The 26111-nt window shown below is 39.5% G+C and carries 27 protein-coding genes; 24 read left to right on the top strand and 3 right to left on the bottom strand.

Annotated features, from left to right (window positions below; translation table 11 throughout):
* The first annotated feature begins 51 nt into the window (after window positions 1-51).
* The 5 genes from apcA (at window position 52) to B4U84_RS21150 (ending at window position 3882) form a co-directional block, all read left to right on the top strand.
* Complete coding sequence (gene apcA / locus B4U84_RS21170) at window positions 52-537, top strand: allophycocyanin subunit alpha (protein WP_016863338.1); 486 nt, start codon at window positions 52-54, stop codon at window positions 535-537.
* A 65-nt stretch (window positions 538-602) separates the two neighbouring features.
* Window positions 603-1091 (top strand): allophycocyanin subunit beta, encoded by a 489-nt coding sequence (apcB, locus tag B4U84_RS21165; RefSeq protein WP_016863337.1) that lies wholly within the window; start codon window positions 603-605, stop codon window positions 1089-1091.
* A gap of 220 nt (window positions 1092-1311) precedes the next feature.
* The gene (locus B4U84_RS21160) at window positions 1312-1515 is read left to right on the top strand and encodes a phycobilisome linker polypeptide (RefSeq protein WP_035114929.1); all 204 of its coding nucleotides are present in this window, start codon (window positions 1312-1314) and stop codon (window positions 1513-1515) included.
* Window positions 1516-1898: 383 nt separating this feature from the next.
* Complete coding sequence (locus B4U84_RS21155; RefSeq protein ID WP_017311134.1) at window positions 1899-3068, top strand: FtsW/RodA/SpoVE family cell cycle protein; 1170 nt, start codon at window positions 1899-1901, stop codon at window positions 3066-3068.
* Between the two features lie 223 nt (window positions 3069-3291).
* Window positions 3292-3882 (top strand): hypothetical protein, encoded by a 591-nt coding sequence (locus B4U84_RS21150; protein WP_131120477.1) that lies wholly within the window; start codon window positions 3292-3294, stop codon window positions 3880-3882.
* A gap of 201 nt (window positions 3883-4083) precedes the next feature.
* On the opposite strand, the gene galE is transcribed toward B4U84_RS21150, so the two are convergent.
* A complete protein-coding gene (galE, locus tag B4U84_RS21145; protein WP_131120476.1) occupies window positions 4084-5082 on the bottom strand; it encodes a UDP-glucose 4-epimerase GalE in 999 nt (332 codons plus the stop codon).
* A gap of 191 nt (window positions 5083-5273) precedes the next feature.
* Here galE and B4U84_RS31965 point away from each other — a divergent pair, with 191 nt between their 5' ends.
* The 19 genes from B4U84_RS31965 (at window position 5274) to B4U84_RS21055 (ending at window position 21489) form a co-directional block, all read left to right on the top strand.
* Complete coding sequence (locus B4U84_RS31965) at window positions 5274-5399, top strand: hypothetical protein (RefSeq protein ID WP_278248347.1); 126 nt, start codon at window positions 5274-5276, stop codon at window positions 5397-5399.
* Window positions 5384-6034 (top strand): septal nanopore formation protein FraI, encoded by a 651-nt coding sequence (fraI, locus tag B4U84_RS21140; protein WP_131120475.1) that lies wholly within the window; start codon window positions 5384-5386, stop codon window positions 6032-6034. The genes B4U84_RS31965 and fraI overlap by 16 nt, the downstream gene beginning before the upstream one ends.
* Window positions 6035-6107: 73 nt before the next feature.
* A complete protein-coding gene (locus tag B4U84_RS21135; RefSeq protein WP_131120474.1) occupies window positions 6108-7859 on the top strand; it encodes an ABC transporter ATP-binding protein in 1752 nt (583 codons plus the stop codon).
* A gap of 524 nt (window positions 7860-8383) precedes the next feature.
* A complete protein-coding gene (gene cas10 / locus B4U84_RS21130) occupies window positions 8384-10777 on the top strand; it encodes a type III-B CRISPR-associated protein Cas10/Cmr2 (RefSeq protein ID WP_131120473.1) in 2394 nt (797 codons plus the stop codon).
* Window positions 10777-11487, top strand: coding sequence for an RAMP superfamily CRISPR-associated protein (locus tag B4U84_RS21125; RefSeq protein WP_131120472.1), 711 nt, complete (start codon window positions 10777-10779; stop codon window positions 11485-11487). Before cas10 ends, B4U84_RS21125 begins: the two co-directional genes overlap by 1 nt.
* Window positions 11484-12743: a type III-D CRISPR-associated RAMP protein Csx10 gene (gene csx10, locus B4U84_RS21120; RefSeq protein ID WP_131120471.1), complete on the top strand. Its 1260-nt coding sequence runs from the start codon at window positions 11484-11486 to the stop codon at window positions 12741-12743. The genes B4U84_RS21125 and csx10 overlap by 4 nt, the downstream gene beginning before the upstream one ends.
* Window positions 12740-13153, top strand: coding sequence for a hypothetical protein (locus tag B4U84_RS21115; RefSeq protein WP_131120470.1), 414 nt, complete (start codon window positions 12740-12742; stop codon window positions 13151-13153). The genes csx10 and B4U84_RS21115 overlap by 4 nt, the downstream gene beginning before the upstream one ends.
* A gap of 14 nt (window positions 13154-13167) precedes the next feature.
* The gene (locus B4U84_RS21110; protein WP_017311125.1) at window positions 13168-14484 is read left to right on the top strand and encodes a TIGR02710 family CRISPR-associated CARF protein; all 1317 of its coding nucleotides are present in this window, start codon (window positions 13168-13170) and stop codon (window positions 14482-14484) included.
* 46 nt (window positions 14485-14530) lie between these two features.
* Entirely contained in the window at window positions 14531-15403 is an 873-nt protein-coding gene (gene csx7 / locus B4U84_RS21105) for a type III CRISPR-associated RAMP protein Csx7 (RefSeq protein ID WP_131120469.1), read from the top strand.
* Window positions 15404-15413: 10 nt separating this feature from the next.
* On the top strand, window positions 15414-16034 hold the full coding sequence (locus B4U84_RS21100) for a hypothetical protein (protein WP_044452560.1): 621 nt from the start codon (window positions 15414-15416) through the stop codon (window positions 16032-16034).
* A gap of 26 nt (window positions 16035-16060) precedes the next feature.
* A complete protein-coding gene (locus B4U84_RS21095; protein ID WP_044452632.1) occupies window positions 16061-17011 on the top strand; it encodes an RAMP superfamily CRISPR-associated protein in 951 nt (316 codons plus the stop codon).
* Entirely contained in the window at window positions 17008-17457 is a 450-nt protein-coding gene (locus B4U84_RS21090; protein ID WP_017311121.1) for a hypothetical protein, read from the top strand. The genes B4U84_RS21095 and B4U84_RS21090 overlap by 4 nt, the downstream gene beginning before the upstream one ends.
* On the top strand, window positions 17454-18494 hold the full coding sequence (locus B4U84_RS21085; RefSeq protein WP_131120468.1) for an RAMP superfamily CRISPR-associated protein: 1041 nt from the start codon (window positions 17454-17456) through the stop codon (window positions 18492-18494). The genes B4U84_RS21090 and B4U84_RS21085 overlap by 4 nt, the downstream gene beginning before the upstream one ends.
* Window positions 18495-18496: 2 nt before the next feature.
* Window positions 18497-19141, top strand: a complete 645-nt coding sequence (locus tag B4U84_RS21080) for a hypothetical protein (protein ID WP_131120467.1) — start codon at window positions 18497-18499, stop codon at window positions 19139-19141.
* A gap of 74 nt (window positions 19142-19215) precedes the next feature.
* Window positions 19216-19731: a type II toxin-antitoxin system RelE/ParE family toxin gene (locus B4U84_RS21075; protein ID WP_131120466.1), complete on the top strand. Its 516-nt coding sequence runs from the start codon at window positions 19216-19218 to the stop codon at window positions 19729-19731.
* Window positions 19728-20033: an XRE family transcriptional regulator gene (locus B4U84_RS21070; protein WP_131120465.1), complete on the top strand. Its 306-nt coding sequence runs from the start codon at window positions 19728-19730 to the stop codon at window positions 20031-20033. The genes B4U84_RS21075 and B4U84_RS21070 overlap by 4 nt, the downstream gene beginning before the upstream one ends.
* Before the next feature lie 226 nt (window positions 20034-20259).
* Complete coding sequence (locus B4U84_RS21065) at window positions 20260-20514, top strand: HigA family addiction module antitoxin (protein ID WP_131121023.1); 255 nt, start codon at window positions 20260-20262, stop codon at window positions 20512-20514.
* Between the two features lie 73 nt (window positions 20515-20587).
* Window positions 20588-20893, top strand: coding sequence for a type II toxin-antitoxin system HicB family antitoxin (locus tag B4U84_RS21060; protein WP_131120464.1), 306 nt, complete (start codon window positions 20588-20590; stop codon window positions 20891-20893).
* A gap of 38 nt (window positions 20894-20931) precedes the next feature.
* On the top strand, window positions 20932-21489 hold the full coding sequence (locus tag B4U84_RS21055; protein ID WP_131120463.1) for a hypothetical protein: 558 nt from the start codon (window positions 20932-20934) through the stop codon (window positions 21487-21489).
* Between the two features lie 341 nt (window positions 21490-21830).
* Here B4U84_RS21055 and cas6 read toward each other — a convergent pair whose 3' ends face one another.
* The gene (gene cas6 / locus B4U84_RS21050) at window positions 21831-22943 is read right to left on the bottom strand and encodes a CRISPR-associated endoribonuclease Cas6 (protein WP_017311112.1); all 1113 of its coding nucleotides are present in this window, start codon (window positions 22941-22943) and stop codon (window positions 21831-21833) included.
* 406 nt (window positions 22944-23349) lie between these two features.
* Window positions 23350-26031: a WG repeat-containing protein gene (locus B4U84_RS21045; RefSeq protein ID WP_131120462.1), complete on the bottom strand. Its 2682-nt coding sequence runs from the start codon at window positions 26029-26031 to the stop codon at window positions 23350-23352.
* Window positions 26032-26111 lie beyond the last annotated feature (80 nt).

The following is a 26111-nucleotide window of genomic DNA, read 5'->3' as shown; positions in this document are numbered from 1 at the left end:
CACCAGTGTAATCTAAAATTCTGGTTTCATTAGTACTGGAGGAATCCATTAATGAGTATCGTCACGAAAGCTATCGTGAATGCTGACGCAGAAGCTCGCTACCTCAGCCCTGGCGAATTGGATCGGATCAAGAGCTTTGTTGCAGGTGGCGATCGCCGCCTTCGCATTGCTCAAGTCCTAACAGACAATCGCGAACGGATTGTTAAGCAAGCTGGTGATCAACTGTTCCAAAAGCGCCCTGATGTTGTTTCTCCCGGTGGTAACGCTTACGGTACAGAATTGACTGCTACCTGTCTGCGTGACTTAGACTATTACCTCCGTCTCGTTACCTACGGTGTAGTTGCTGGTGACGTTACTCCGATCGAAGAAATCGGTATTGTCGGCGTCCGTGAAATGTACAAGTCTCTCGGAACACCTATCGATGCTGTTGCTGCTGGTGTTGGTGGCTTGAAAAACGTTGCTGCTTCTTTGCTGTCTGCTGAAGACGCTGCTGAAGCTGGCGCTTACTTCGATTACGTCGTCGGTGCTTTGGCGTAGGTTAAAGCTGTTTGCCTACTCAAACAGAAGTATTGCAATAACGTTGGAAATAAGGAATTAACAACATGGCTCAAGACGCTATTACCGCTGTCATTAATTCTGCAGACGTTCAAGGTAAGTACCTCGACACCGCAGCTCTAGAAAAGCTCAAAGGCTATTTCTCCACTGGTGAACTACGTGTGCGTGCTGCTAGCACCATCGCTGCTAATGCTGCTGCGATCGTTAAAGAAGCTGTAGCTAAGTCTTTGTTGTACTCTGATATCACCCGCCCCGGTGGTAACATGTACACCACCCGCCGCTACGCAGCTTGTATCCGTGACTTGGATTACTACCTGCGTTATGCTACCTACGCTATGTTAGCTGGCGATCCTTCCATTCTTGACGAGCGCGTATTGAATGGTTTGAAAGAAACCTACAACTCTTTGGGTGTACCCATCGGTGCTACCGTACAAGCTATCCAATCAATCAAAGAAGTAACTGCTAGCTTGGTTGGTCCAGACGCTGGTAAAGAAATGGGTGTTTACTTAGACTACATCAGCTCTGGCTTAAGCTAGAAGCTAGTTTGCGCTTAATGGTTTAGGTGCAGTAAGGTCTGGAGATCGATCGTGAGTGCTAAGACGTTTAATCGCTTATCAAGCTAAACTGATGAATGATGAGTGTTAAAGGTCTGGTATTGACGCTTGATTTCCAGACTTGGAGTAAATAAAGCATTGTTTTGCACTCAGAATTTTGAAATAAAAAAGTTTTCACCTTTGCTACTGGAGATTTAACACCATGAGAATGTTTAAAATTACTGCTTGCGTTCCCAGCCAAACTAGAATTCGCACCCAACGGGAGTTGCAAAACACTTACTTTACCAAGCTAGTTCCTTATGAAAACTGGTTCCGCGAACAGCAACGTATTCAAAAAATGGGTGGCAAAATTGTTAAAGTAGAATTAGCTACTGGCAAACAAGGTACAAATACAGGTTTAGCTTAATTTAATTCCTAATTGACCAAATTATTGATTGATTGTAGGGAGTTGTGAAGGGGTCAAATAGACCTCTTTTTTATTGCTTTTCTTAAAATCCTGCTATACATCAACAACCGTGTTTCTGTGTTGGGAGCATCAGATTTGGCACAAATACCTGACACCTATTTAAAAAAGAATGCGACAGATAGATTCATAGAACTCTTATGCACAAAGAATTTCCCAATCCAAAATCTAAAATCTAAAATCCAAAATGGTATGACGAATAGAATTCGGCGCTACACATAGTCCATCTGCACGGACGAATCTGTACACTCGGCGTTTTGATTTAGATACATCGTCCCAAGATTTCGACCTATAAAATAATTACATTATTTAAAAATATCGAAGTCGTGAATCTACGCCGTTTAATTCCATTATTTGATGACTCAGTGTCTGAGTGGGCATTAGAGGCACGTTTGTTACGTTGGTTGACACTGGTTTGGCTGTTCGTAGGCTTAATCATGTTGTTTTCAGCGTCTTATCCTGTTGCTGATGTTCGTCAGGATGATGGATTGTATTACTTCAAACGTCAACTTGTTTGGGTATTAGTTGCTTTAATACTGTTCAACATTGTTGTGAACTTACCCTTACGTAAAGTTGTCGGGGTATCCCATTGGTTTATTTTCCTGCTACTAGGGTTAATTTTTCTCACCCTTGTACCAGGATTGGGAAAAAAAGCTTTTGATGCATCTCGTTGGATTGCTTTAGGGCCAATTCCTATTCAACCTTCTGAATTGATTAAACCCTTTTTGGTGTTGCAAAGTGCTAGGGTTTTTGGACAATGGGAACAACTGAGTTGGCGTGTTCGTTTGACTTGGTTGGGTATTTTCGGTCTTGTGATTTTAGGGATATTGGCGCAACCCAACTTGAGTACAACTGCACTATGTGGGATGACTATTTGGTTAATTGCTTTAGCTGCTGGCTTACCTTATAGATATTTGGGAGCAACAGCAGTTGGGGGATTCTTGTTGGCATTACTGAGTATTAGTATTAAAGAGTATCAGCGTAAACGTGTGATGTCCTTCCTTAATCCTTGGGCTGACGCCACTGGAGATGGTTATCAACTAGTTCAAAGTTTACTCGCAGTGGGTTCTGGTGGTAATTGGGGCGCTGGTTTTGGACTTTCTCAACAAAAATTATTTTATTTGCCAATTCAGGACACAGATTTTATCTTTGCTGTATTTGCTGAAGAATTTGGTTTTGTCGGTAGTATGGTGCTGCTACTAATGTTGGGTTTATTTGCAACCTTAGGGTTAATAGTTGCCCTGAAAACGACTCATCCCATACATCGATTAGTGGCGATCGGTGTAACAATTTTGATGGTAGGACAATCATTACTTCACATTGGTGTTGCCACAGGCGCTTTACCAACCACTGGTTTACCATTACCGATGTTTAGTTATGGTGGTAATTCGATGATTGCCACTTTACTAGCAGCTGGATTGTTAATTAGGGTAGCCAGGGAAAGTAGTGAAGCAGACGTGATACCTTTACGAAGAAGACGGAGAAATAAACCGTAACTAGGGGTGTAGGGGAATAGGGGTATAAGGGTGTAGGAGAATAGGGGTATAAGGGTGTAGGGGACCCCAGCATTAAGGTAAATCCTTAGCGGTATATTGAAAAAATTGGGATGCTTCTGTCCCGCCTGCGATTGAAATCTTAAGCAGACTATTTGTTTTATGAAGTTGTCTTCAGGCGACTTTTGCTATGAGCTACGGGCTTCTTGCTGTTTTTCGCTAAGTCATGTCTAATTACTTATTATTATTGTTTATTTTTGTTAATTTTATTTCAGGAATTCAACCTGCCTTTGCTCACAAAGTCAAAACAACAGCAGACGTAGGTGCAACTCTACACATCGAACCAAATGATACTCCTCGTGCTGGAGAAGCCACAAGAGCCTGGTTTGCTCTGACGCGCAAAGGTGGTAAGGTGATTCCACTAGCTCAGTGTGATTGTCAATTGCTGATTTATGCCGAACCACATGCTTCTGGAGAACCGCCCCTACTGGAGCCAAGTTTAAAATCAGTATCGGCAGAACGCTATAAAGGAATACCTGGGGCAGAAATTAGCTTTCCCAGACCAGGTAGTTATCAACTGCTGCTAGTTGGAAAACCAACAGCAGGTTCAAAATTTAAACCGTTTAAGCTGAAGTATAGAGTTACTGTCGCGGTTGGAGTAGGACAGACACAACAAAATGCACAAGTTGTGAAAAACGTCAATCAAAATATTAGTGAAAAACCAGAACAAGCAATACCCATTTGGGCGATCGCAGCATTAGGTTTTTTTAGCATGGGTATGTTGTTGTTTGTGCTACAGCGAGTCAATAAGGATTAGGGATCGGGGAAAGGAGATCGGGGGACAAAGGAGACAAGGAGGACAAGGGGTAATTATTTAACAAGTCTCTTACCACGCTCCCTGCTCCCTTCTCCCTTCTCCCCAATTCCCGATCCCCGTTACCCCTTATCCCCAGAGGGGACCCCACCTGCCCCTTATCCCCAAAGGGGACCCCTACCTTCCCCAATCCCCAATTCCCGTTCACTTGTGTCTCTGGTTATGCCACTGCCAAGCGTGGGTGATAATTTGTTCTAGGGATGAATATTGTGGTTGCCAGTTTAAGATTTTTCTGGCTTTGTCGCTACTGCCTATCAAAGCAGGTGGATCACCAGGGCGGCGATCGCATTCTACAACTTTAATATCACAACCTGTTATCGACTTAGCTGCCTCAATGACTTCTTTGACAGAGAAACCGCTACCATTTCCTAAATTGAAAATTTCGCTGTCACCACCTCTTAATAAATATTCCAAGCCTAAAACATGAGCATTTGCTAAATCACTGACGTGAATATAGTCTCTTATACAAGTTCCATCGGCTGTGGGATAATCGGTACCAAAAACAGAAATTGATTCGCGTTTACCCAAAGCTGTTTGTAGTACTAAAGGAATTAAATGGGTTTCCGGATTATGGTCTTCTCCTAACTTGCCACTAGGATCAGCGCCAGCAGCATTAAAATAGCGGAAAATAACTGATTTAAAATCATAGGCGTGACCAAAATCAGATAGCATCCTCTCTACAATCAGCTTGGTAAAACCATAGGGATTAATCGGATCTTGAGGATGGTTTTCGGGAATTGGTATTGTCTGTGGAACTCCATAGGTTGCACAAGTAGAAGAAAATACAAATTTCTTTACAGAAGCTTCTAACATCGCTTCTAGTAAAGTGAGAGTTCCCAAAACATTATTGCGATAGTACTTGGCAGGATTCGTAACCGATTCTCCTACATAAGCATAGGCAGAAAAATGCATGACTGCTGCAATGTCATAGCTTTGAAATAACTTATCTAACAAAGGGCGATCGCTTGTATCACCAACTATGAGTTCCGCTTGTAAAACTTTTTCTACTAAATCTCGGTGTCCGTATACGAGATTATCAAGAATTATTACTTCATAACCAGCCTGTAATAAGGCAAGTACGGCATGAGAACCGATATATCCAGCCCCTCCCGTTACCAAGATCGTACGCTTTACAGGTGACATAATTTTCCTTTTGCTGAAATGACTACTGAAATTAAACTAATCTACCTAAATCTCAATACTGATCTGGAAAATTACAAAAACTGCGGTCAGTTGAAAAAAATTGCTCTAAAATCACTACGACGGTGGTCTTTGTGTGAGGGGGAGTCACCCCCCAATGCGGAGATTTTTCTCTGCCCAAAGGGAGTGACATCATGAGTAATTTTTGGCCAGATAAAAGTGCAACACTTCTATTTGACTGTAGAATAACTCAAATTCCCAAAACTGCTAGGCTGACTGCACCAGAAGATTTGAGAGTTCATTTATGTTTGTACTTCTAAGCCGGGTTCTTCTTTGGCTGCTTCTTTTAGCGGTTCTTGTGTCTTTGTTCCAAAGATTTTATCCGAAAGGAACTTTTGTCGGGCGATTATTTTTAGTAATTTTGGCTGCTGTTGTACTTCTGTCGTTTGTTAATCCTACAGAACCAGCCATTGCTTCTTTGTGGAGAGTAGTGTCTTTTCCGCTCAAACCTTTGGGAGCATCAATTTTATTAATGATTTTTGCCGCCCAGAGTTTAAAAGATGGTGCGATTGGAAAACCAGGAGGAACATATGTCGCTGTGGGGTTAACGATTTTATTGTTGGCTAGTACGCCAGCAGTTGCCTATTTTTTAGTTCAATCGCCCATCGCCAGATTTGCTAATCCTGATATTGCTCTGTCTGCACCCACATCTGGGACATTAGTGGCATTTAAACAAAACTCTACTGTAGCAAACGTGTCAGATGTAGTCGGCGATCGCATTCTTTCACAGGCACAATTAAATCCATATCTGTTACAAACTCCAACTGAAGTTCGCAGACGTGGGTTGCAATTGGAAGACTTTGTACCCAGTGCGGACACATTGGCGTTGACAACACGAGTTTGGGAAAGTTATCTCAACCAGATTTACTTTTTCCTACGTGGTGGTCAACGATAAAGCAAACAAAACTGTAATTCGAGAGGCCACAATGCTACATTTGTAGCTGAGTGGCCTTATTTAATTTGCTGGAATGGCACAAACACGACGCCTTGCTGTACTTGCTACTTACCTGCGTCCCCACTGGCGGGAAGCAACTTTTGGTGTTGTGGCTCTATTGACTGTCAATGGACTAGGTGTTTACATTCCTTTATTGATTCGTTCAGCAGTTGACAAACTCTCAGCCACATTTAGCTTCAATCAATTATTCAGTTACGTACTACCAATTATCCTCCTGACTTCAGCAATGTGGTTTATTCGCATGGCGTCGCGCATTTGGATATTTGGTATTGGGCGTCAAGTCGAATTTGAACTGAAACAACGAATTTTTGAACACTTACTCAAGCTAGAGCCATCCTATTTTACTACCAACACTGCTGGGGACTTGATTAGTCGCGCTACTAGTGATGTAGATAATGTCAGGCGATTATTAGGTTTTGCAGTATTGAGTCTGGCAAATACCTTTTTTGCTTACCTTTTGACATTACCAGTCATGCTCTCAATTAGTGTAGACATGACATTGGCAGCGTTAGCAGTCTACCCTTTAATGTTGTATTTTGTGCGTCTGTTTAGCGATCGCCTCCGCAATGAGCAGTTAGCAGTGCAGAATCAACTCTCTGACATCAGCGATTTGATTCAAGAGGATATCAGTGGTATCTCCTTAATTAAAATTTATGCCCAAGAAGAAAACGAACGGCGTGCTTTTGCTCAGAAAAATCAGCAATTATTGGGAGCTAACCTCAAACTCGCAAAAAGCCGAAATACACTGTTTCCCTTAATTGGTGGAGTAGCCAATGTTAGCTCACTGGTGATCATCTTGTTGGGAGCAACACGGATCGCCGCCGGAACTCTCGATGTTGGTAGCTTTGTCGCCCTGCTGTTGTATGTAGAACGTTTAGTTTTTCCCACTGCTTTGTTAGGATTTACAATCACCACTTACCAACGAGGTGAAGTGAGTATTGATCGCGTCGAGTCAATTTTGACTGTCACAGCCAAAATTAAAGATGAACCAGATGCAATTCATTTACCGACAGAGCAAGTACAAGGACGATTGACAGCAAAAAACCTTTGTTACATTTATCCTGGTGCTTCCACTCGCGCTTTAGATAGAGTTAGCTTTAGTATCGACCCAGGAGAGACAGTCGCAATTGTTGGGGGTATTGGTTCAGGGAAATCAACTTTGGCTAATGCTTTACCTCGCCTGTTGGATATTGACGAAGGACAGTTATTTTTAGATGGAATAGATATTACTAAAATCGCCCTAACAGACTTACGCAGTGCGATCGCCTATGTACCCCAAGATAGCTTTCTCTTTAGCACCACCGTCAAAAATAACATCCGCTACGGTGATCCTTTAGCAGAACAGCAAGAAGTCGAATCATCTGCCAAAAATGCCCAAATTCACCCGGAAATCTTAAATTTCCCCCAGCAATACGAAACTATAGTTGGTGAACGCGGTATAACCCTTTCTGGTGGTCAACGCCAACGTACAGCTTTAGCAAGGGCAATGCTAGTTAATGCCCCTGTTTTAATATTAGATGATTCCCTCTCTAGCGTTGACAATCAAACGGCTACAGCAATATTGAACAATCTTTCTGGTGGGACGAAACGTAAAACTGTGATTTTTATCACTCACCAACTTTCAGCTGCGGCTGTTGCGGATCGCATTTTTGTCATGGATAGAGGTAAAATTATCCAGACAGGTACACAAGCAGAATTATTACAACAACCGGGTCTTTATAGAACTTTGTGGAGTCAGCATCAAGTTCAGGAATTGCTGTATTAACCTGAGTTCGATAAATATTATCAGACTAAACAACCAACTCGCCCGCAAGCATCCCAATTTTTACAATACCTGGCGATGTTCGTAATCATACGTCAGGTGTGACAACGGGAGGCTAATATATCGCGTCTCTGGTGGATTTAAATGTCAATTGATTTGTCTTATCCGAGCAGTATTGGGGAATCTTGCCTCTCACAAATGATTTAGGATTGCTATATATTTGCATTGCAAACTTTTATACTGAACAAATATTTTGTAACTTTTTACATAATCAGTGGAGTTTCTGGTATTTTGGCTAGGATGTGGAAAAGTCTAATTCCGAGCGTAGACTATAATTTGATACGTTCAGTAAAACTACTATAAAGTGTAGTCAAAGATTCAGGTCTAAAGACACTGAAGCCCTGTAGCTTAAGACTTAGACAATTATTGACTGATAATTCTGAGCAGGGTACAAGAAAGCGAATAAATCCTGAGAATCAATTCCGTTTTCTAAAATCCTAAATCCTAAATCCTAAATCCTAAATCGGATGACTAAAGCTACATTACAAGTCAACAATCCCAATAGCATCACAACAGCTATTTGCTGGTGTTTAGCTTGGGGAGACAAAAAGCAACCTGAGTTTCCTTTGAGCATGTTACAGCAAATGCGACAGGCTCTGAATGAAGGAAAAGAAGTACCAGAAGTAACCAAATCCCTTGTTGAGCAAGTTAAACAACTGCAAAGCATTCCTGAAGGTTATTTTCCCAAAACCCTTGATGAATTAAAAAATAATTATCCTGAATTATGGAACCAAAAGACTTGCATTGGCTTAGTTTATGGTGGCGCAACTAAGATTAAGCAATATGTATTTGAAGCAGCTAAAATTCAAGATATTCGTGGTGCATCTGCTTTATTAGATCGCATAAACCTCATAGATTTACCTGCCTTTTTTAATATAACTTATCGACCTGAAGAAAATAACCTTTATCAAGCTCAATGTAATGAGATTAGACAATGGTTAGATAAAAATTTTTCTGAAAAATACAACCACGATGAAGAAACTCATCAATACAAACTTTCTGATGTACTAATTCCAGAATTAATAATTTATTCTACAGGTGGCAATATTCTGGCATTTTGTCCAGCAGCTTATATTAATGATTTAGCTGATGCAATTGAAAAACGCTACACAGAAGAAACTTTAACAGCTAATTCTTGTGCTGTAGGAGAGAAATTTAGACTATTAGAACTACAGTTTGGGTTGCTCAGAGAACCTATTGAAAATACATTATGGTTTGATTGGTATTGTCGGGAATATAACAAACCCATAGTTCAAGCTTACTTTGGTTATCCAAAAAATGACGCAGAAAAATTAGAAGTATTCCAAAGTCGCAAAAGCTTTAATGAACTGACAACAAAATTAGCAATACTCTTCAACCAACGTCGTAGTGGTCAGGATGTTCCTAATCGTCCCAGTCGTCGTTATCCTCCCATGTTTGAAACCCATCCTTACTTGATACGGGATGGAGGAGAACGTCGATCTGCGATTATACGTGTAGAAGAATTACCCAGAGAAACTTACTTTTCGGAAGCTTCTGTTCGTAAGTATTTAGTAGGCGATCGCGCAAAAGAAGGTTTTGGAAAAAATCCTACATGGTACGAAGAATCTAAGCTCGATTGGCAAAGAAATAGAATTGAAAGTTGGGTATATAGGTTCAAGCTGTTTTTAGATAAAAATCCGAGCTTAAAACAAAAATACTACGAAAATATTCATCCCAATCAAGTTAAAATTTCTCAATCACTCAATCATATTGCAAATGCTAGTAACGGTTTTATTGCCTATATCTATGCTGATGGTAACAATATGGGTGGTTATATTCAAAAGGAAATTAAAACCCCACAGGAGTATCAAGAATTTAGCGAAGATGTGGAATTAGCAACAACACACGCAGTTTACCATGCATTAGCAGAAAAACTACATCCTCACGAATTGCGAAACTTCAATGATGAAGAATACAATTTACGTAATGGAGAGTTACTACATCCCTTTGAAATAATTACTATTGGCGGTGATGATATTCTTCTAATTGTGCCAGCAAATCAAGCTTTGCAAATAGCTCAAATAATTGGAGAAATGTTTGAGAAAATTTTGCTCAAACAAGTACCATTAACAGAAGAACAGCCAGCTAACGTAAATATTAAATGTATCATTGGCGATTACACTCTTGAAAACTGTAAACATAGTGATCTGAAAAAATATCATCGCTACAAACCTACAGAAGCTCCAGTTTTTCAATGTCAACTAAGTGTTTCCATTGGTGTTTTAATCACAGCCTCGAACACTCCTATATACTACGCTCAAAATTTAGTCGAACAACTCCTCAAATCAGCAAAAGAACGTGCGAAGAAATTAAAAAAAGCTAAATATTATGGTGGGACAGTAGACTTTTTAACAATGAAAGCTGTCACCATGATTTCGTCAAATATCAAAGACTTTCGCAAACAAGCACTGACTAAAAATTTTCGACAAAAATTAAAACTGTATGCAGCTCCCTACACTTTTCATGAATTGGGAGGATTATTAACAGCAATATCAGCACTGAAAAAGGCTAATTTTCCTAAATCACAACTTTACCAAATTCGCAGTTTATTAGAACAGGGTAAACATACAGCAATTCTCAATTATCGCTATTTTCGAGTACGACTGAACCAAGGTAAATCAGAATTGCAAACAGAATTTGAAGAAGCTTGGTGTAAACCCAAAGACGAAAATAACGGTGGAAATTTAGCTCCTTGGATGTATGACGATGGAACACTTGAGTATGACAAATCAGACTATCCTCTTTTTGAAACTATTTGGCGGGAAATGGTGGAACTCTACGAGTTTATCGAAATATCAGAGACTGAATCATCAAAACTTTCACCTACGGGGATTGAGTGATGATTAATCTTCAACAATTATCAAACCCCATTACTTCACACGAAATTACCGCCATAATTGACACAGCATTATGTATTGGTGCTGGTGGTTCTTCTGCTTCTCTGGCTGATAAATCAATTGTCCGTAACTCAGAAGGAAATTTGCTTATTCCAGCTTCACAGATTAAAGGTCGTTTACGTCATGAATGTGAAAAAATTGCCAGAGGATTGCGTTGGGACATTTGTTATTCTCCGAATCCGCAAACTATGTGTCCTCAAAGAGCAGGCTTAACTGGTAATTTTGAAAGAAGAGAATATCAAGTATCAGACTATGAAGAGCAACATCATTGTTTGATTTGTCAAATATTCGGTAATCCAACTTTACCTTCTCGTGTAATCTTTGATGATTTAATCTGCACTGAAGAACCGGATAACTTACCAGAAGTGTTGCGTCCAGGTGTTACTATTAACCGTCGTCGTCACACCGCCGAAGAACGAAAACTCTACTTCTTAGAAACCTCTCCAGCAAACGCCAAACTCAGATTTACTGGACAAATTCATCTCTCAAATGCGCCAGTTTTTGCAGGAGTATTAATATTAGCCGGATTGCGACATATTCATGCTTTGGGTGGTAGTAAATCAGTGGGTTTAGGCTGGTTAAATTGGGATTTTCCTGATTTACCTTTGGAACAAGAAGCATGGAATTTTCTTGAAAAGGGGTATGTGCAATGAAACGAATCGATATAGAAATCAAAGCACTTTCTCCTTTAGCAATTGGGCGACAAAAACCTGGTGCTTCTGTGAGTGAAGTTGAAAAATATATTCCTGGTTCTGTAATTCGCGGTGCAATTGCTAGTCAAATATTAAGACAAGCGAATACGTCTATTAGTGATGGAGATAATTTTCACGAGCTATTTTTAGGTGAAAATCCAGCAATATTTCAAAATGCTTATCCTGCTACCATTGAAGGAGATAAATCTACTAGAGTACAGTCAGAAGTCAGGGTATTACCTAGTACTGCTTTAAGTTCTAAAACTAAGCCAGGTTTTAAATCCAAACCAAACGATCCTAAACATAATGGTGTTTTTGATACGTTGATTGATCATTTTTGTGCTGAAGGCTATGGTCAGCTTTACGATCCAAATTGTCCTACAGAAGAGCAAACTTATGGAGATAGAGTTGATAATTTTAAAACAGATTTTTATAGCCAAATTAATGTCAAATTTTACAGTCACTCTGTAAATACCCGCCTGCTAACACGAGTTGGGATTAATCGGCGTCGAGCAACTTCAGAAGAACAAGTACTTTACAGTATTGAAGTTTTAAACGAATCTCAAAATAATAGGAAAAAACCTGTAATCTATACAGGTAGAATTTTTGTAAAAGATGAATTAGCAGAATCTCTACAGGAATTTATTGATAATCACAAAGAAGACCTCCGCTTGGGTGGTGCAACTTCACGGGGGTTAGGAAGAGTCAAAATAACTGCAAAGCCACCTGTGGAAATTCAGCCAAAAATAACTCAGCAGGTAGAGCTATTTAATAAAAAATTACGTCAACGCTGGCGTAAATGGCAGGATATTTTTGGTAATCCCTTAAATGATTTACCAGAAAATCGCACCTATTTTACTCTTGATTTGCAAGCGGATACTATTTTGATAGAAAACTGGCGACGCACTACTGTAATTTCATCAGCAATGCTTCAACAGTTTGCAGAAGTAAATGATCCTTCCCTGCAACTTCACGCTGCTTACAGTACTTATGATTACCGTTCCGGCTGGAATTCTGCTTGGGGATTGATGAAAGACGTGGAGTTAATTACTAACAAAGGTTCTGTATATTTATTTAGTACAACTGAGAAAGATTTATGGCTGAAAGCTTTAGCAAATTTGGAAGTAAACGGAGTAGGCGATCGCACTTGTGAAGGTTTTGGTCAAATACAAATTTGCAACGAATTTCATCTTGTCATGCGAGAGGAAGCAGTATGAGTTTATCTATAGAATCAAAAACAGATTTACAAATTCAAAAAGGTATACGCCAAGCTGAAGATGAATTAGTTATATGGATTCAAGAAGCTTTAGATAATACAAAGTATGGCGACTTAGAAGAATCTCAATTTCGTAACTTAGTACGAGTTTCTGACACAACTGAGAGTGCAGAAGTAATTAAAAACTTTATCCGTTATCAAGTTGGTAGAGATAAAAAATGGGGTAGAGGTAAAGAATCACTAGCTGAAAAAATTATTGAAGATATTGATGGCAACATTAAGAAAAATGCTCAAGCAATTGCTGAGTGTTGTCAAACTGATTTTAAACCGATTTGGTTAGAATTAATTCGCCGTTATTTAGGTTATGGTGCGCGTCATTTGAAATATAAAAATATAAGCAAAACTAGCTAGGAGATTATTTTACTATGCCAAAAATTCTTTTAGTCACAGTTGGTGGTTCTCATCAACCGATTGTAACTGCTATTCGTGAACTTCAACCTGATCGCGTTATCTTTCTGTGTTCTGATGGTAGTAAAGGTAGTAAATCCCAAGTCATAGGAGAAGGATCTCCCTGTGAAGTTCGACGTGGAACAGAAGTAATTGAAAGATTACCTAATATTCCTACACAAATAGGATTAGGTGATCGCTTTCAACAAAATCGAGATTTAATTTTAATTCAAGAACCAGATGATTTATCAGAATGCTACCAGAAAGCCTCATTATCTATTCAGAGCATTCAACAACAGTTCCCAGATGCTCAAACTGTGGCTGATTATACAGGCGGAACTAAATCTATGTCTATAGGATTGGCAATGGCTGCTCTTGATTATCAAGCCACATTATATGTAACTACAACTGTCAGAACAAACATTATTAAGATTGAAAGAGGAGAATTGACTGGACAAGCAACTGTAGCACCTGTAGTTGCACAACGTACTATTGAACAATTTTTACCTATTTTTTTACAACAGTACAACTATCCAGCAGCGATCGCTCAACTAAAGCGACTTCTGTCATCAATGGTACTGCCATCTGAGACTAGACGGCAAATTCAAAGCTTATATGCTTGTTGCCGTGGATTGGATGCTTGGGATCGGTTTGAACATAGAGAGGCTTTGGAATTTTTTGAGTCTCAGATGAAATATCGTGAAATTCGACAACTGGCATTATTTCTTAAGCGTGTTATTAACAGTCGAGGACAGATCAATGAAAACTTTGATTCTAGTAATGGTACAGAAGGACACGGTTATGAAATTGTCCAAGACTTACTACTAAATGCCGAACGACGGGCTGTTCAAGAACGTTATGATGATGCGGTTGGTAGAGTTTACCGAGCTTTGGAATTATTAGCTCAGATTCGTCTGCTGAAATCATATGGTATTAGAACAGGTGACGTTGATATTCAGCAACTACCGGAATCTTTGCGGGATGAATATGAGCAAAAACGCTCTTCTTTTAAAAAAATAATTCAACTGGCTTTGAGAAATAGCTATGAGCTTTTAAGTAAACTGCCTGATGACCCAATAGGACAACTTTATCAGCAAAACGCAAACAAAATTATTAGTACCTTAGAAGTTCGTAATAACTCATTATTTGCTCATGGATTTCAACCAATTACTAGTAGTGATTATGAGGATGTAAGCAAAGTATTTGTGAATTTTATCCAATCTGCTATTGAGGCTGTCACTCCAACTAACTTGAAATTGCAACCACCACAATTCCCTACTAACCTCGAAACTTAAAGCATATCTATAAACAATTTTCAAACTAATCTAAATTTTAAGAACAATGTTTGACACTTTCAAAAATCGCCTACAAATCACAGGTAAACTCACCACAATCACCGCCTTAAGAATTAGCGCTGGTCGTTCGAGTGAACCAATAGGATCTGATTTACCTGTGATCAAAGATGCTTTGGGTAATCCATTAATTCCAGGATCTAGCTTTAAAGGCGCAATGCGATCGCGTCTTGAAAGTTTTCTTAGGGGAATTGTGGGAAGCGATCCCAAACTAGTCGCCAACCCAGCAAATGAAGAAGAATGGTCAATTACATCTCAGGAAATGAAGCAGTTAAAAGAGAATTTTGATAACGATGAAGCTTTAACTGCGGAAATTATCAAAAATACAGATTTAATCTCTCACCTCTTTGGTTCTCCTTGGATTGCTAGCAAATTCCAAATCCGAGACTTAACAGTAAATCCAGAATATTGGTTTGGACAATATCAAGAACGCGATGGTGTTGCAATTGATCGCGATACAGAAACAGCAGCAGATGGAAAACTCTATGATTTCCAAGTAGTTCCCGCAGGAACAGTATTTGAATTGAAAGCAATAGTAGAAAATGCTAAACCCTGGGAATTAGGACTTTTAATGATCGGTTTGCATCAATTTGAAACAGAACAGATTCCTTTAGGTGGTGGACGTTCTCGTGGTTTGGGTGTAGTTAAACTAGAAATAGACAAAATGAACTGGATTGATGTTGAGAACAATCCAGAAAAATTATTGACATATTTACAGGAATTAGTCAGTAATCATACGACAGATCATCTCCCCAGCTATGCAGATGGTAAACAGTTCAAAGATATTTGGACTCATGATCTGATTACTTATCTCAGAGAAAATATAGCTAGACACTCTACCATTGTTCAGCCAAATTCTTGAGGAGGTCAATATGGCTTTCAGTAACTATAAAACCATTAGTGAAGTTCTCAAAGCATTTCAAGTCACCTATACTGAATCAAATTTTATGGGTGAAGTAGAGTTTCAAGTCTCTGATTATTTCCGCGAGGATTTAGAAACAGTGATGCGGGAAGGAGTGGTTAACAACTCAGAATTTGCTGTTTGCGAAAATTTGATCTACCCAGTTTTAAAAGAAGTATGGAAACGCTACAGTAGCAGATTTACTCTATGGAGTCACCAATCCCTTAATTATGATGAAAAATTGTCAGGTTTCCCAGAGTATATCCTGGCGAGAAGATCGCCTTTAGGAAAAGTAGTTTTCGATAAGCCATATTTCATATTAGTAGAAGCAAAACAGGATAACTTTGAAGCTGGTTGGGCGCAATGTATTGCTGAGATGATAGCAGCACAGCGATTAAATAATGAATTTGCCATAACTATATTTGGAATTGTTTCTAATGGTACAACTTGGCAATTTGGCAAACTAGAAGCAGACAAATTTACTGCAAATATTACTCCTTACACTATCTATGATTTAGATAAACTTTTTGCTGCTGTTAATTACATTTTTAAACAGTGTGATTTGCAACTAAATAATCTGGTAGCTGCTTAAGCTTGATTTTTTCACTCAATATAATCATGCATAAAAGATTCGTTAATCACTGCACCATTGATCTAACTATCATTCCCGATGGCCCGATTCTGATTAAATCGGGTAAAGAAGGGGCTGATCCAACTAAACCTGATATGGAGTTTGTGGAAACATATCATGCAGGAGGACGTTCTATATATTTACCAGGAAGTAGTTTAAAAGGTGCTATTCGCGCCCATGCAGAACGAATTGTCAGGACGGTAGGTAGAGACAAACGCGATTCTAATAATTTAAACTTACTTTGGGCAAATGATCCATTAAACGATAAATACGATTATCTCCAAAATAAATCGTCTAGTGAAATTTACAAATTATCTTCATTTACAGACAAAATGTTTGGTAATACTTCTATTGCTAGCCGCGTCAGAATAGAAGATGCTCATCCTGATAAATCCCAACCATTAAAAATAGAAGAACGTAATGGTGTAGCAATCGACCGAGTATTTGGTTCTGTTGCTGTGGGTCCTTTTAATTATCAGGTTTGTACTGCTGGGGAATTTCGTACCAAAATTCATTTAAAGAATTTTACCCTCGCACAGTTAGGTTTAATTGGTTTAATATTGCGAGATTTAAATGATGGTTGGTTTGGGTTAGGTTTTGCTAAATCTCGTGGTTTGGGTACTGTAGAGGTGAAGTTAAATCAAGCTGTTGTGCAGTATCCTGGCTGTGTTTTATCAGAAGATAAACAAGACATTCTTGCTTTTGGTAGTCAAAAAAAATGGTCTAATACTTTTCTTTTAGGTGTAGGTGAGTTTTTAGAACCAGATGAAGCAAAATTATATGCTTTTCCTACAGAAGACCATCAGGATACACCTGTTGCAGCCCAAGAAATGGATTTAGGTTTTGGTGTACAACTTATTTGGGAAGAAGGAAGAGTTCAAGATTTGTTTGAACGCTCCGTCAGGTCTTGGAGTAAATTACTTGTAGGAGCAAAATGAAAGCTTTTGTCGGTTATAAAAAAGAACCTTTATCAGTAACTGAACTTCTAGATTTAATCAAAGAATTCACAACTGAAACTAGCTATTATTTCTTACGCTGGACTCACAAAGTTAGTGGAATTATCGAAAAATCACCTACAAATGATCAGTTTCCCATGCTAGAAGGACAAATGTTCAATCATGAATGTGAACTGCGATGGAAATACAAGCAAAAAAATACTTATGAAGTCCTGATTTTAAGTATTGCAGGTGAATATCCTGAATTTGAAAGACTCGGTGAAGATTGGCAAACTCAAAAGCGAAATGCTCATTTATATTCTCCTACTGAAACTCGTTTTCCTAAAGGTTTTTCTCCTACAAACTTGGATATAGCCCAGCGCTATTTCATCGATACCAAAACAGCAACAGTACACTTTGTTGCTCTCACAATTGGAAAATCATCATGACTGCAAATCGTCCGCAACGTCCAAATCGCCCAGATTCATCAACACCGGAACTAGCACCAAAACCTTATCAATTCGTTTCTTTTCCTAAAGAACGTCCCAACCTACAGCGTCCTGTGGGACATCACAAATATTTGAGCGATCGCCTACATGGTACTTTGTATTTAAAGCTGAAAGTGCAGACATCTCTCCACGTCTCCACTGGGGTTGTTGTCATGGGTAGCGATATTGGTAACAATCGTATTCCCCTAATTAAAACCATGATACAAGGTGTTGATCAAAAACTTTCAATTGGCGGTAGTTGTCTTAAAGGCTGTATCCGGTCTGTATACGAAGCAATTACCAACAGCACTTTAGCAGTAATTACTTCTAAGTATAAATCTCAAATTCCCCCGGAAAGATTACCTTGTCGCAATAAAGAACAGCTTTGTCCAGCCAGTCGGGTATTTGGTGCGCTAGATTGGCAAGGATTACTAGATTTCAACGATGCCAAGTGTGAGAAGATGGGATTTACTGCTGGCTTTATGCCTTCACTGTATCGTCCCCGTCCCGAAGAACGCCAAGCATACTTTGTTCGTGGTCTAGCAGCAGGTCGCAAATTTTACTACCATACAATTAGGGCAATTGATCAAGGACAAAATTCTGGTGTACCCGTACAGCAAGCCGCCAGAGAGTATACTTTTACAACCAAGTTGCACTTTAAGAATTTACTAGCAGAAGAGTTAGGAACTTTATTAATTATCTTAGGACAAGACCCCAAATACCGCATCGCTTTAAAAGTCGGTGGTGGTAAACCTATTGGTATGGGAACAATGACGGTGACAGTGGAAAAAATAGAACAACCGCAAAACCTCAAACAGCGCTATTCATCATATCAGCTAAGTGAATCTGATGAACTCATAGAAGAAAAATTACAAAATTTTATACAAAAAAATATTCAAGTAGCTCACTCACGTCTGATTCAAAAACCCCAACTAGAGGAACTCACAGCCATACTGCGTTATCCTACCGACCGTGAACCGCCAGCAGGAATGTACTAATTATGACTTTAGTTGAATTTGATTCCGAATCCTTGACAGAGCAAGAATGGGATATTGCTCATGCGATCGCTCAAACTTTAGTCAAAGCAGATGCAGATGTCAACGAATTAGGGAAAGCGATCGCTTATCTGCGTACTGTTGCGAATCAACCAGATGCAACTTCCAGGTTTTTCAAATATCTCAAAACCTTGGTAAATAACGGTAGACAAATTAGTCACAGCAACAGAACAATAGATTATTATCGCAGTATCGAAAAAGCTTGTAGTGATTATCTTAAAACCATCACCGATGCTCAGACCATACTGCAAATTTTAGGTTGGGTATCTCGCCTGATGCGTTATTACAAAAATGCGGGTGTACCAATAGGAGAAATTACCATTTCTACTCCATCAGCTGTAGAATCAGCGCGTCAATTAGAAATTGCGAAAGTTGTGAAGTCGCAAGAATTCCAAGTTGGGCAAATATTGGAGGCACAAGTCACCAAAATCAATAGTAATAAGGTGACTTACGAAATACTGGGAACAATTAAGTTAACTGAGAAAGAACCGAAGAAAGCTAGTGTTCTCCAGGAAGGACAGACAGTGAAGGTGAAGATTGTGTCTCTCAAGGAAGATGGGAGTATTAAAAGTGTGAAGTGTGTTGATTAATAAATAGTTTTTACTACTGACTATGTCTTAAGTCTAATACCATATAAGGTAAGACCATCTCTAAAAAAAGAAAAATGAATCAGCAAATAAGCTCATATATGAGTGAACCACCTCCTTTTCTGGGAATTAACTCGACTGACTCAACTTTTCAAACAGCAAACAGCTGGACCGACTCAACTCTTCAAACAGCAAACGGCAGGATAGTTTTCGTAGAAAGGAACTGGGACGATATGACATACGAAGTCGAGTATACAGACGAGTTCGAGCAGTGGTACTTAATACTTGATGAAGCAACTCAAGATTCTATTGATACTGTAGTAGAGTTGCTTGAAGAAAAGGGACTTAATCTTCGCTCTCCTTACAGTTCTGGTATCGAAAGCTCTCGTCATCCACGTATGCGCGAACTGCAGGTTCAACACAAAGGACAACCTTATCGAATCTTGTATGCTTTCGATCCCCGTAGAGTTGCAGTACTCCTTTTAGGAGGCAATAAAAAAGGTAATGATCGCTGGTATGAGGAAAATGTACCAAAAGCTGATCAGCTCTACGACGAACTAATAAGAGAGCTTCAAGATGAAGGATTGATATGAAAACAAAGCCTTTTAGCGAATTGCGAAAGCAAATGACACCTGAAAGAAGGGCAAAAAACAAAACTCGCGCTCAAATAATGCTACTTCATCTTACCCTCCTTGAACTGCAAGAGTCATTGGGGCTGACAAATGATGATTTGAAAACAGACCTCAGCGCTGTTGAGTCTACTCTGTGTGAGTTGGAAAACCAAGAAGATATTCAAGTTTCTAGCCTCTCCCGCTACATCAAGGCTCTTGGTGGGAATCTAAAACTAGTTGCTAATTTCCCTGATGAGGAAATTGTTCTTGCTCAATTTGAGTGAGGATTAATTTAAGACGGCTCGACATTAGCTTGACTTTCTCAAAAAGTCAAGCTAATCTTTTTATTATGCTAGAGAATAGTTTAAGTGTTGCAATAAATAGTAACTAAGTTGTCTAAATCCTACCCGCAAGGGTATTGAAACACTCCTCTAGTATGGTGATTGAACAGTTGAGTCTGTCTTTACCACTTCCCCGCAAGGGGACTAAGAAATGCAAGATTTAAAAGTTATGATTACCAAAAGAAAACCTAGACATCCAGGAGGGTTAATCAAGCGACAGTATATTGAGCCTCTGAATATGACAATTACTGAACTTGCTGAAATTCTTAATGTATCTCGCAAGACGGTATCCGAAATAGTCAATGAGCAGGCAAGCATTACACCAAATATGGCTCTTCGTTTAGCTACAGCTTTTCAGACTACTCCTGAGCTTTGGCTGAACCTTCAGCAAAAATATGATCTTTGGTGTGCTGCGAATGAGTAAAGGAAACTACACACCAAGGACTTTTAAGGTAATAAACTAATAAAATTTGTGTGTAGAAGAAGGAAAATTTATCATGCAGTATCAAGTTTTTGTCCAAAATCAATCCGATGAAAAATTTATCGCCTCGGTCGTTGGGATACCAAATTTAACTGTTGAGGGTAAGACAGAGAAAGAAGCAATCTCCAAGATAAAATCTGCTCTAGAGGCACAATTAGCTACAGGTAAGTTTGTAACCATTGAGGTAAATCCAGAAGATTGGACGAAGGAAAGTATATCCCAGATGAGGTATGTGGGGATATTTGCCAACGATCCAACATTCGATGATTTTATGGAAAAATTAGCCGTCATCCGCAAAGAATCTAATGCGATATTCCTGTAGCATGGTGCTTATTAGCACTCAAATACTACGCACTATCCATGTCCAAAATTCTCCTCGTCACTGTTGGCGGTTCCTTCCAACCGATTGTCACCTCAATTCGCACCCTGCAACCAGAGAGAGTCATCTTCATTGCATCTGATGGTGACAAAGGTAGCAAGTCGCAAGTTATTGGTGAAGGGACACCTTGCGAAGTGCGACGCGGTACAGAAATCATCGAAAGATTACCTAATATTCCCACACAGGTAGAATTGGGCGATATGCCATCCGGCACGCTACGCGATCGCTTTCAACCAAATCGCGATCTCATTCTCATCCAAAACCCCGACGATTTATCAGAATGTTACCTCAAAATTCATCAGTGCATTTCCCAACTTCAACAAACAGCACCCGATGACAAAATTTTAGCTGATTACACTGGTGGAACAAAAACCCTATCCGCTGCTATGGTGTTAGCAGCAGTTGATAGCGGAATTTCCCTGTATGTAACTATTGCTGCTTCCAGGGAAAATTTAGTGAAAGTGGAACGAGGAGAAGCAACGCGACTCGTAGATACAAGTTTTCGCCACAGATTTCTGAGTCCTAAATCTAATTTCTGAGTCCTAAATCTAATTTCTGAGTCCTAAATCTAATTTCTGAGTCCTAAATCTAATTTCTGAGTCCTAGATCTAATTTCTGAGTCCTAAATCTAATTTCTGAGTCCTAAATCTAATTTCTGAGTCCTAAATCTAATTTCTGAGTCCTAAATCTAATTTCTGAGTTGTAATATCAGGTTCGCTTGATTACTTATAATTACCTTTGAACCCCACCCCGGCTTCGCCACCCCTCCCCGCACGCGGGGAGGGGTTGGGGGTGGGGTACAATGACTGTGGGAAGTATAACTAATTATCCGAACCTGATATAAACCAAATTTCTGAGTCCTAAACAAACTCTGGGCTTATTAGCCTTTTAACAAAGCCCGTCGTGCTAATTTTACGTAAGTCTTTACAGTTTCATAGGGCATTTCCATATCCTGGGCTATAACTTGCAACGATTCTCCCATTTCCCGCCTTGCCAAAATTGTAGCCCATTTTACCGCTATTTCCTCCGCCCGTACTCCCCCTGTGCGCTTGCGTTGTGCTTTAAAAATATCTGTTAAATCTTCAATTCTTTTTGCTAAGAAACTTTCGACATTTGATACTGCTGGTGTTGCTTGTAATGACCAACCCAAGCGCGTTTGACCCAATCCAAAAGTAGTTTTGTGACCAGTACCACAGTAAGGCGCAAGTTTCCCTAATGCATAAAACAGTTTATAAAAGTCTGGTTGTTTGGCTGCTTCTTTAGTTAAACTAAACTCTATTGTACCTGTAAAACCTGTCACAGCACCTCTTTTTCCTGCTAGTACTTTTGCGGATGCAAGTTGGTGACGGGTAATCAAAACATGCTCATCTACCCAAGCTAAAAATGTTTCTTGGTCAACGGGCATACCAGAAAAGTCATTCCAACGGCGAAGATAACTGTGGAAGACATTTGTCGGCATTGGTAAGGGTAGGTGATGACCTTTACGACGAAAACTTGTCGGACTTAAGAATTTGAGGGCGATTGTGTCTTCGTGTTCAGAGTTGAGTAAGTCAGCATAAGTTATAGGAGAGTGAGCAATTTGACAAGCTTGAATCCGTAGAGATGCGTTACGTAAATCAATTTCTGTTGGTAGATTTTTTACCCATTGTGCCAACCATGTGACTACTCGCTTTGACAAAGCTGTTACATACCACTGGTAAGTATGATTAGCAAAAATGTTTAATAAATTACCACTGCTGACTAATTCTCCATCTAATGCAGAGATTGTAAAAGCTTTTTCTGACTCACCATCATGGAGATAAGCAGAAAGTTCTGGCTCGACAGCACGCACTTGATTGAGAAACCAAGCGTGTAATCCGGTTGTATACTGTGGGTCGATCGAAACATCTGTCTTGGGTACTAATTCAAATACTAATCCCAATAGTTCAGTGTTCGCTGACCAGTGAAGGTGAGATTCGTGGTTAGTAATTTTGCTTTGCTTACTTCGAGGCATTATTTAAAGATTCAAGCTCATTTTTGGAAACTTTATTCCCCATAGGGGTAATCAAAGCTAATTTTAACAGAGCGATCGCCTAGAGCCTTATACCAATTTCCTTTAAAAGTGAAACATATTTTTTTGTAGAGACGTGCCATGGCACGTCTCTACATTATTTATGTGTATCGCGATTAACGTAAAATGGTATTAGAGTTCCAATGAAATAAGTTTCACCGCTAAACATGAAAATAGAACTCCTCCCACACCCCTACAGCCTTATACCATTTCACAAAAATCTTGATACAAATACAGGTGTGTAGAGACGCGAAATTACCCTGCGGGAACGCTAAAAGCGAACGCGTCTCTACAAGATTCATATGTATCGCTATTAACGTGAAATGGTATTACACCCCCACACCCATTTTTAAGTAGAAGGACTTTTAATGTATCCCCATTTAGCACCTAACTTGATTAAAGCTAATCCTTCCCGGAACGATTTAGCCTCATCAAAGGTGGGTTGAATTGCGATTTTTCCCGTTAAATCGATATAACCCCACAAATTACCAATTTCTACGGCGGCGAAATTTTGACTAAAGGATTCTGCCATAGCAAACTGTAAAGGAATTGCTGTTTCACCTTTAAGATTTACATAACCCCATTTATCATTGTTGGCTACTGCGGCGAATCCTTGGGAAAATGATTTGACTTGTGTAAACTGCGGTTGAATTATGACTTTTCCTGTGGTGTCAATATAACCATATGCTCCATTTAACTTAATCGCAGCTAGTCCTTGCGAAAAAAGATTGGCCTCATCGAACTGCGGCTGAATTACAATTTTGCCACTAGTGTTAATGTATCCATACTTATCAAGTATTTTTACTACTGCCAATCCTTCTTGAAAAGAAGTGACAGCATCATATTCGCTGCGAATGATAGTTATACCTGATGTATTAATATATTCATGTTTATTACCGATTTTTACTAGTGCTAAAGCTATCGCTGATGGGTCGAGATTGCTTTTGACAAAAGGCTCTGCGGCATCAAATCGCAATTTACCAACCAATTGTCCTGATGCATCAATATAGCCCCACTTAAAGCCCATTCTCACTCGCGCTAGCCCTTGGCTGTACTCATCAACCCAATCGTATTGGGGCTGGCTAGCTGTTGTCCCAGAAATATTGATATAACTGTAACTCACGCTATGGCGATCGCGAGTAAATCCCTGTGCTTTGATAGCAGCAGTATTAAAAGTTACTGGTTTTGCATAAGCACCAGACCGCAATGCTTTTGCTAACTCATCATTATTTTCTCGCAGACCTTCGTAGAAAAATAATACTTCTCCTTTGATACCGCGATCGCGATGATATTGTATTTTCTGTAATAATAATTCTGATGAAATTCGGTAAGAACCAGCTTTGAGCAAAATCCCTGGTGCTAATAAAGGCTGTTGAACTGGTGTAAGTTTGCTTAAAAGTTGCTCAATTAAATATTTATAATCTGCAAAACTACGACGATAGAACTGGGGATGAATTAAATCAATTAATCCCCAATCTGTCCATGTTTGGGAATCCTGAAGATACTCTTCCAACCCCCAAGGAAAAATACTGGGCGAGGAAGAAATGATTAAATTCGGATTGGCGTTGACAATTTCTCGATAGAAGCGATTTAAGAAGTTTGTCAAAATATCTGCACGCCACTCAAGCCATACTTTATCTTTGGAATTCTGTGGCGGATTTTGGTTAAACTGGTTGGTGTAACGTTCCACAGTTTTGCTATCATACCCTGCTTCCGATGGCAGCGCCGGCATTCGGTCATCTCCCTGAACACCTTGAATATCATATTTTTTCACTACCTCCAACACCAGAGACAGCAAGAAATTCTGTACTTCGGTATCTAGAGCATTCATCCACTCAAAACCATTCTTGTTCACTAGATTACCGCTAAAATCACAGGCTGCCCATTGGGGTTTTTTCTTGATAATATGTCCACCTTTTTGAGCATAGGAACAAGCAAAACCATACTCAAACCAAGGAATCACCGCCAAGGAGAACCGTTTCGCTTCAGTGATTAATTCTGCTAGCGGATCTCTACCGACAAAAAGCGGATTTATTTCTACACCAAAGTTTGAGCGCATAATTTGGCTGGGATACATGGTGTAACCGTTATTCCAAACTACGGGAAAAACAACATTAAAACCTGTTTGGGCGAGAAATTCCATTGCTGTGGCGATGTTTTCCCTCGACGAAAGTACCTTGCTATCGGTTGTGGTCATCCAAATTCCTCGTGTTTCGGCGATCGCTCCGGAAATTGGTAAATTGATCAAAGGTAATTCTTGATTGCGTCGATTTTTGATTAAAGCTAGTTGCGGTTCTTGAGTATTACTAAAAGAACTGGCATGGTAAAATTGAGGTGAAATTACTTGCTTGCCTGTATTATCTATATAGCCCCATTGATCGCCAATTTTTACTCTTGCCCTGCCTCCAGAAAAAGAATCAGCATCATCAAATAGTAACTGGATCGCAAGCTGCGGAGATAATTTAGGTACATACTGTGGGAGAACTCCGGGAATCTTTAGTGCTTGACAAATAATTGCTACAACTTCTCCCCTAGTAATTGTTTGGTTGGGATTGAGACGTTTGACATTTGGGTAGTTGACAACCAGACTTTTTTCAGTTGCTGCTACCATTGCTGCAACTGCATACTTGGGAATTTGGTCTACATCATCATAAAATTTTGCTAAAAATGCTGTCGATATCGTAGTGGGGGTGTATTTCAAACCACTTACCAACGCCAGCAAAACTTGTACTCGTGATATGAACGAATTAGGCTGAAAAGTTCCATCGGGATAACCCGACATAAATCCAGTTTGGTAAGCTTGACGAATGACGCTAGCAGCCCAGAAACTATTGGCAACATCCTTGAAAGCGATCGCACTGCGAATTGATCGTATATTTGCAAAAGCCTTAGTCAAAATTGCTGCAAATTCTGCACGAGTCACATACGCATTCGGTCGAAATGTGCCATCTGGATAACCGTTAATTAAATTTCGCGATCGCAGTTGCAGAATCGATTGCTGCGCCCAATGTTTCTGAATATCCGTAAACATTAAGTGCTACATACTCCCATTTCAATTTGTTTCATATTGATTTAATAAATAAAATACCTCCTTCTCTCAACCCCCGTTTC

The organism is Westiellopsis prolifica IICB1, from assembly GCF_004323185.1.
Lineage (GTDB): Bacteria > Cyanobacteriota > Cyanobacteriia > Cyanobacteriales > Nostocaceae > Pelatocladus > Pelatocladus prolificus_A.
This window is presented reverse-complemented; position numbering and strand designations above follow the sequence as displayed.

Coding starts and splice junctions, on each gene's coding strand:
- apcA (WP_016863338.1), top strand. CDS start 52: ATGAGTATCGTCACGAAAGCTATCGTGAATGCTGACGCAGAAGCTCGC.
- apcB (WP_016863337.1), top strand. CDS start 603: ATGGCTCAAGACGCTATTACCGCTGTCATTAATTCTGCAGACGTTCAA.
- B4U84_RS21160 (WP_035114929.1), top strand. CDS start 1,312: ATGAGAATGTTTAAAATTACTGCTTGCGTTCCCAGCCAAACTAGAATT.
- B4U84_RS21150 (WP_131120477.1), top strand. CDS start 3,292: ATGTCTAATTACTTATTATTATTGTTTATTTTTGTTAATTTTATTTCA.
- galE (WP_131120476.1), bottom strand. CDS start 5,082: ATGTCACCTGTAAAGCGTACGATCTTGGTAACGGGAGGGGCTGGATAT.
- B4U84_RS31965 (WP_278248347.1), top strand. CDS start 5,274: ATGAGTAATTTTTGGCCAGATAAAAGTGCAACACTTCTATTTGACTGT.
- fraI (WP_131120475.1), top strand. CDS start 5,384: ATGTTTGTACTTCTAAGCCGGGTTCTTCTTTGGCTGCTTCTTTTAGCG.
- B4U84_RS21135 (WP_131120474.1), top strand. CDS start 6,108: ATGGCACAAACACGACGCCTTGCTGTACTTGCTACTTACCTGCGTCCC.
- cas10 (WP_131120473.1), top strand. CDS start 8,384: ATGACTAAAGCTACATTACAAGTCAACAATCCCAATAGCATCACAACA.
- B4U84_RS21125 (WP_131120472.1), top strand. CDS start 10,777: ATGATTAATCTTCAACAATTATCAAACCCCATTACTTCACACGAAATT.
- csx10 (WP_131120471.1), top strand. CDS start 11,484: ATGAAACGAATCGATATAGAAATCAAAGCACTTTCTCCTTTAGCAATT.
- B4U84_RS21115 (WP_131120470.1), top strand. CDS start 12,740: ATGAGTTTATCTATAGAATCAAAAACAGATTTACAAATTCAAAAAGGT.
- B4U84_RS21110 (WP_017311125.1), top strand. CDS start 13,168: ATGCCAAAAATTCTTTTAGTCACAGTTGGTGGTTCTCATCAACCGATT.
- csx7 (WP_131120469.1), top strand. CDS start 14,531: ATGTTTGACACTTTCAAAAATCGCCTACAAATCACAGGTAAACTCACC.
- B4U84_RS21100 (WP_044452560.1), top strand. CDS start 15,414: ATGGCTTTCAGTAACTATAAAACCATTAGTGAAGTTCTCAAAGCATTT.
- B4U84_RS21095 (WP_044452632.1), top strand. CDS start 16,061: ATGCATAAAAGATTCGTTAATCACTGCACCATTGATCTAACTATCATT.
- B4U84_RS21090 (WP_017311121.1), top strand. CDS start 17,008: ATGAAAGCTTTTGTCGGTTATAAAAAAGAACCTTTATCAGTAACTGAA.
- B4U84_RS21085 (WP_131120468.1), top strand. CDS start 17,454: ATGACTGCAAATCGTCCGCAACGTCCAAATCGCCCAGATTCATCAACA.
- B4U84_RS21080 (WP_131120467.1), top strand. CDS start 18,497: ATGACTTTAGTTGAATTTGATTCCGAATCCTTGACAGAGCAAGAATGG.
- B4U84_RS21075 (WP_131120466.1), top strand. CDS start 19,216: ATGAATCAGCAAATAAGCTCATATATGAGTGAACCACCTCCTTTTCTG.
- B4U84_RS21070 (WP_131120465.1), top strand. CDS start 19,728: ATGAAAACAAAGCCTTTTAGCGAATTGCGAAAGCAAATGACACCTGAA.
- B4U84_RS21065 (WP_131121023.1), top strand. CDS start 20,260: ATGATTACCAAAAGAAAACCTAGACATCCAGGAGGGTTAATCAAGCGA.
- B4U84_RS21060 (WP_131120464.1), top strand. CDS start 20,588: ATGCAGTATCAAGTTTTTGTCCAAAATCAATCCGATGAAAAATTTATC.
- B4U84_RS21055 (WP_131120463.1), top strand. CDS start 20,932: ATGTCCAAAATTCTCCTCGTCACTGTTGGCGGTTCCTTCCAACCGATT.
- cas6 (WP_017311112.1), bottom strand. CDS start 22,943: ATGCCTCGAAGTAAGCAAAGCAAAATTACTAACCACGAATCTCACCTT.
- B4U84_RS21045 (WP_131120462.1), bottom strand. CDS start 26,031: ATGTTTACGGATATTCAGAAACATTGGGCGCAGCAATCGATTCTGCAA.